A 1,441-nucleotide genomic window follows, 5' to 3' on the forward strand; every position below is an offset into this window, starting at 1 on the left:
TCATCGTCAGCGTCGCGCGCGGGGAGAACGCCGCCAGCAGCCCGCCGAGGGCGAAGCCGACGAGCTGCGCCGCCTGCGCGGTGAGCCGGATGACGGAGCGGCCGAGGACGAACCGGTCGCCGGTGCCCAGGATGTCGGCGAGCGTGGCCATCCGGGTGCCGGTGAAGACCGGCGAGATGACGCCGGCGACGCAGCGCAGTGCCAGCAGCACGGCGACGGGCATCCCCGGGAGCACCATCAGCGCGAAGCAGGCGGCGGCCAGCAGGTCGCACGTCACCAGCACCCGGCGGGCCGGCAGGCGGTCGGCGATCGAGGACAGCAGGGTGCCGCCGACGAGGTACGGCAGCAGGCCGATGCCGAGGGTGAGCGCGCTCAGCAGCGGGGAGCCGGTCCTGTCGTAGACGAGGACGGTCAGCGCGATGGCGGCGACGACCTCGCCGGTGATCGACATGACGTGGGCGGCGAAGACGAAGCGGAACTCGCGGACGCGGAAGACGTCGGCGTACCGGGCGCGCGTATCGGCGGGGGCGGGGGCGGCGGGGGCGTCCCCCTGGCCGGACGGCAGGGCCGCGGGCACGGTCGCGGCCGTGCCGTCCGGGGCTGTGGTGTCGCTCATCACCGGAGCCTCGCCCGTTGCCGGCACAGGGCCGTAGTCTTTCGGCACCAGCCGAATGAGTCAGCGCAGCGAGGAGGGCGCCCGTGCCGGTGTACATGCGCTTCGGCCCCGACGACCTGCTGCGCTGCCGCTTCGCGGTCTCCCCGGTCTTCGAGACCCACGAGGCGATACGCACGCTGCGCCGCACCGAGCGCCACGGCTATCACCGGCCGTGGCTGAGCCGGCTCGGCGAGGCCGCCGCCGGGCTCGACCTCGCACCGCTGTGGATCTTCATGCCGAACCCCGGCCCCGGCTACACCCCGGACTTCCTCGGCGGCCCGCCGCAGGCCGCGTACACCTCGGTGGCGGATGGCCTCGCCCAGCTCCGCGCCACCGACCCGGCGCTGGCGCACGCGGAGATGACGCTGTCGTTCAGCACGCTGCCCGGCGCCGCCGAGTCCCCGCTCGGCCGCAAGCTGCTCGACGACCCCGCCGCCGCCATCGAGCTGATGGCCGACGCCACGGAGCGCGCGTGGCACGCGCTGGTCGAGCCGTTCTGGCCGCGACTGCGCGACCTGCTGGAGGCGGACATCGACTTCCGCGCCCGCCAACTGGCCTCCGCGGGCCTCGGCGAGCTGTTCGCGCTGCTGCACAGCCGGCTGTCGTACGAGGACGGCCTGCTGACCGTACGGACCAAGAACGACTACCGCTACGAGCGCGACCTCGCCGGCGACGGCCTGATGCTCATGCCCAGCGCCTTCGTCTGGCCGGACGTGGTGACCGGCTTCCAGCCGCCCTGGCAGCCCACCGTCATCTACCCCGCCCGCGGCATCGGCACCCTGTGGT

At 74.1% G+C, this 1,441-nt stretch carries 2 protein-coding genes; one reads left to right on the forward strand and one right to left on the reverse strand.

The genetic code is table 11. The annotated features are described in order from the left end of the window. Positions 1 to 616, reverse strand: a 616-nt coding sequence (locus H5J30_RS33100; protein ID WP_220189587.1) for an MFS transporter, incomplete at its 3' end; no start/stop codon positions are given. A gap of 83 nt (positions 617 to 699) precedes the next feature. Between H5J30_RS33100 and H5J30_RS33105 the strand changes: the two genes are divergently transcribed. Then, positions 700 to 1,441 (forward strand): DUF5937 family protein (locus tag H5J30_RS33105; RefSeq protein ID WP_181791410.1); only part of this gene is annotated, 742 nt, incomplete at its 3' end.

The organism is Streptomyces phytophilus, assembly GCF_013870535.1.
Taxonomy (GTDB): domain Bacteria; phylum Actinomycetota; class Actinomycetes; order Streptomycetales; family Streptomycetaceae; genus Streptomyces; species Streptomyces phytophilus.